The following is a 4888-nucleotide window of genomic DNA, read 5'->3' as shown; positions in this document are numbered from 1 at the left end:
CGTTGGAGATCAACGCGGTGGTGCAGGACGGTGAGGTGGGGCCGTGTCTGCAGGTGTCGTGGTCGTGGGCGTCGGGAGTGCTCGGCGAGCGGGATGTGGAGAAGTTGTCGGGTCTGTTCGTGGAGGCGTTGGAGGCGTTCACCCGCCACGCGGCCGGCCCTGACGCGGGTGGTTACACGCCTTCCGACCTGCCCCTGGTCTCCCTCAACCAGGCAGAGATCGGTGTGCTGGAGGCGAGGTGGAAGGGCATCGCCGATGTTCTTCCGCTGGCTCCGCTGCAGGAGGGTCTGCTGTTCCACGCCCTGTACGACGAGCAGGCGTTGGACGTGTATACGACGCAACTCTCGTCGCTGGTGGAGGGGCGTCTGAATGCTGCGGCGCTGAAGGCTGCTGCTTCCACCGTGGTCGACCGCCATGCGAATCTTCGGGCCGGGTTCGTGCATGAGGGTCTGCGGCAACCGGTCCAGGTCATCCCGCGGAAGGTCGAACTGCCCTGGCAGGAGGTCGACTTCACGGGACTGGACTCAGCCGAGCAGGAGGCTGCGGTCGAGAAGTGGCTGGGACGGGACCGGGCGCGGCGATTCGACCTGACCGCTCCGCCACTGCTGCGGTTCACGCTGATCCGGCTTGCGGACGAGCGGTTTCGGCTGGTGTTCACCTGCCACCACCTCCTGTTGGACGGCTGGTCCCTGCCGGTGCTCATGCGCGAGTTGTTCGCTGCCTACGCGCAGGGCGGCCATGACGGCGATCTGGTGCCCGTGACCCCGTATCGGGACTATCTGGCCTGGGTTGCGGGTCAGGACCGGGGTGCGGCCGAGGAAGCGTGGCGGCACTCGCTGGCGGGTGTCGAGGAAGCCACCCGGCTGGCTCCGGTGCGGGTGGGGCGGGTTCCGCTTGTTCCGGATCGGGTCACCGTGCGCCTGCCGGAGGAGCTGACGGGTGCGCTGACCGCTGCTGCCCGTCGCTGCGGGGTGACGCTGAACACAGTGGTCCAGCAGGCGTGGGCAGTGCTGCTGGGGCACATGACCGGTCAGGACGACGTGGTGTTCGGCGCGACCGTTTCCGGGCGGCCGCCGCAGATCCCCGGGATCGAGTCGATGGTCGGTCTGTTCATCAACACCGTTCCGGTGCGTGTGCGTCTGAAGCCGGGCGAGGCCCTGCGCGAGGCGCTGGTACGGCTCCAGGGTGAGCAGAGCGCCCTCCTGGCCCACCAGCACCTCAAGCTCACCGACATCCACAACCTCACCCCGGCCAACGAACTCTTCGACACCGTGATCGTGTTCGAGAACTACCCGGTCGAGGACGAGGCCTTCGAACAGGCGACGTCCACTCTCAGCCTCACCCACGCCCAAGCCCACGACGCCAGCCACTATCCGATGAACCTGAGGGTGCTGCCCGGGGACCGCATCGAGATCCGCATGGAATACGGCCCCGACCTGTTCGCCCGTACGGAGGTGGAGGGACTCGGCAGCCGACTCGTCCGCGTACTCCGAGCCATTGCCGAGACCCCTGAGATACCCATGGGCCGAGTCGAGATCCTCGACGAGCCCGAGCGTGAACGTGCGCTCTCCGCGCTGCACGGGCGCCACGAGGCGGAGGAGTTCCGGGACGTCGTCGACAGGATCAGGGCCGTTGCCCGACAGCAGCCCGACGCCGTGGCCGTCACGGACGATGAGGGAGACGTCACGTACGACGTGCTGATGTCCCGCGCGAGCGCTCTCTCGAAGCGCCTCGCGCAGCGTGGAACAGGAGCGGGGGCACTCGTCGGAATCCTCTCCGATCCCGGTGCACCGTTCGTGTGGTCGGTGCTGGGGGTGTTCGGCAGTCGAGCGGGATACATCCCCCTGGACCCGCAGGCTCCGACGGCGCGGAGCGCGACGTACCTCACCGACAGCGGCGCGAACTGCCTCCTGACGGAGAAGAAGCACCTCGAACGCGCACAGGCCATCGCCGCTGCGTCGGGAGACGCCGTCGAGGTGCTGGTCATGGAAGACGAGCAGGACGGCGCCGAGTGGTATCCGAACGGGTCCAGGGGCTACGACATCGCGTACTCCATCTTCACGTCCGGTTCCACCGGACGGCCGAAGGGAGCGATGGTTCACCGGGCCGGCATGGAGAACCATCTGCTGGCGAAGATCGAGGACCTGAAGCTCTCCTCAGCGGACCACGTCATGCAGAACGCGCCGCTGACCTTCAACGTCTCCGTCTGGCAGATGTTTGCCGCACTGATGCTCGGCGGAAGGATCCGAGTCGTCGACCGGACGGTGGCCGCCGACCCGCGCGAGCTCTTCCGGCGCGTGGCCGACGAAGGCGTGTCGGTCCTGGAGGTCGTACCCTCGCTCCTCCGGGCGGCCCTGGACATGTGGGACGCCGACGATGAGCAGATCGAACTGCCGCAGCTCCGCTGGCTGATGGTGACGGGCGAAGCCCTTCCGGGGAGCCTGTGCGAGCGCTGGTTCGCCCGGTATCCGGAGATCCCCCTCGTGAACGCCTACGGATCGACGGAATGCTCGGACGACGTCTCGCACGCCATCATCACGAGCGAGAACTACGAGGCCGAGAAGAAGATCACCATCGGCCGCCCCATTCGCAACATGCGGCTGTATGTGCTGAACGAGGCACTCCAGCCGGTTGCCATGGGAATGCCCGGAGACCTGTACGTCAGCGGTGTAGGCGTCGGGCAAGGCTATGTGGGCGACGCGAACCGCACCGCAGCCGCCTTCGTGGCCGACCCCCACTCCGGTGAGCCCGGCGCGCGGATGTACCGGATGGGCGACTACGTCAGGTGCCTCCCGGACGGCCGTCTCGAGTTCGTGGAACGGCGAGATCACCAGGTCAAGATCCGCGGGCAGCGACTCGAACTCGGCGAAATCGAAGCCTCGCTGGTGGCGCACGTTCTCGTGAGCCAAGCAGCCGTCGTGGTTCGGGAGGATGCCGCGGGGGACAAGCGGCTGGTGGCGTACGTGGTGCCCGGCGCCGGTGCGCCCACCGGTGTTCTCGACCCGGCCGCGCTGCGTGGGTTCGTGGCGGACCGGCTGCCGGACTACATGGTGCCGTCGGCGTTCGTCACGCTCGACTCGCTGCCGTTGACGCCGAACGGGAAACTGGACCGGCGTGCCCTGCCGGCTCCGGAGTACACGTCGAACGCATCCGGACGGGCTCCCCGGTCGCCGCGGGAAGAGATCCTTTGCGGTCTCTTCTCCGAGGTTCTGGGTGTGGAGTCGGTGTCGATCGACGACAGTTTCTTCGAGCTGGGTGGTCATTCGCTGTTGGCGACTCGTCTGGTGAGCCGGATCCGGTCGGTGCTGGGCGCTGAGGTGAGCATCCGGTCGCTGTTCGAGGCCCCGAGTGTCGCTGGCCTGGTGGGTCGGCTTGATGAGGGTGGTCGGGTTCGGGAGCGATTGGGTGTGCGGGTGCGGCCGGAGGTGCTTCCGGTGTCGTTCGCGCAGCGTCGTCTGTGGTTCCTGGGCCAGTTGGAGGGCGTGTCGGCGACATACAATATTCCGCTCGTGTTGCGGCTGACCGGAACGCTGGACGTGGAGGCGCTGCAGGCCGCGCTGGCGGATGTGGCCGGCCGGCACGAGAGCCTGCGGACGGTGTTCCCGCAGGTGGACGGCGAGCCGCTGCAGGCGATCCTGCAGGGAGCCGCGGGTGTCCCCGAGGTTGTCGTGGAATCGGTGACCGCTGAGGTCGTAGCCTCGGTGGTGGCCGACGTGACGGGTGCCGGTTTCGATCTGGAGCGGGATCTGCCGTGGCGGGTGCGGCTGTTGGAGGTGGCGGATGCTGCCGATGAGTGGGTTCTGGTGATGGTGGTCCATCACATTGCGGCTGATGGCTGGTCGATGGCGCCTCTGGCGAAGGATCTGTCGGAGGCGTACGCGGCCCGGTGCCAGGGTGCGGCTCCGGTGTGGGATGCGCTGCCGGTGCAGTACGCGGACTACACGCTGTGGCAGCGCGAGGTCCTCGGCAGCGAGGACGATCCCGCGAGCGTGATCGCTGCTCAGGTGGCGTACTGGGAGCGGGCCCTGGCGGGTGTTCCTGAGCAGCTGGAGTTGCCGGTGGACTTCCCGCGTCCGGCGGTCGCCTCCCACGAGGGCGCTTCCGTGGATGTCCTTGTTCCGGTTGAGGTGCATGCCCGGCTGGTGGAGCTGTCCCGTTCGTGTGGTGCGAGTGTGTTCATGACGGTGCAGGCCGCGTTGGCGGTGTTGCTGTCGAAGATGGGCGCCGGCGAGGACATCCCGATCGGGACCCCGGTCGCGGGACGCACCGACGACGCCCTCGACGAGTTGGTCGGGTTCTTCGTGAACACGCTGGTCCTGCGGACCGACGTGGCCGGTGATCCGACGTTCCGCGAGGTTGTCGAACGGGTCCGCGAGGCCGACCTGGCTGCCTTCGCGCACCAGGACGTACCGTTCGAGCGGCTGGTGGAGATCCTCAACCCCGCGCGTTCCATGGCCCGACACCCCCTGTTCCAGGTCATGCTCGCCTTCCACAACAACGTCCGTCCCGAGCTCGACCTGCCCGGCACCCTGGCCCAGGCCGAGCCCGTCGGTGATGTGGCGGCCAGGTTCGACCTGTCGTTCAGCCTGGGGGAGACCCATGGCCAGGACGGGCGGGCCGCCGGCCTTGAAGGGCAGCTGGAATACCGGACTGACCTCTTCACGGAGGAGACGGTCCGAGGGCTCGTCGACCGGTTGGTGCGTCTGTTGGAGACCGTCACTGCCGATCCCGACATGACGATCCGTTCCGTCAGCGTTCTCGGCGCCGAGGAACGGCAGCGGGTGCTCGTCGACTGGAACGACACGGCTCGGGAGGTTCCGGATGCGACGCTGCCGGAGCTGTTCGAGGCGCAGGTGGCGCGGACTCCGGACGCCCTTGCCTTGGTGAG

Annotated in this window: 1 protein-coding gene; it reads left to right on the top strand. The window is 67.8% G+C overall.

Translation table 11 applies throughout. From position 1 onward, the window contains the following. Positions 1-4888 (top strand): amino acid adenylation domain-containing protein (locus ACFVYE_RS47085; RefSeq protein ID WP_389609732.1); only part of this gene is annotated, 4888 nt, incomplete at both ends.

This window comes from Streptomyces sp. NPDC058239 (genome assembly GCF_042882185.1).
Classification (GTDB): Bacteria; Actinomycetota; Actinomycetes; order Streptomycetales; family Streptomycetaceae; genus Streptomyces.
Note: the sequence above shows the minus strand (reverse complement) of the source record. Positions and strands in the feature narration are given on the sequence as shown.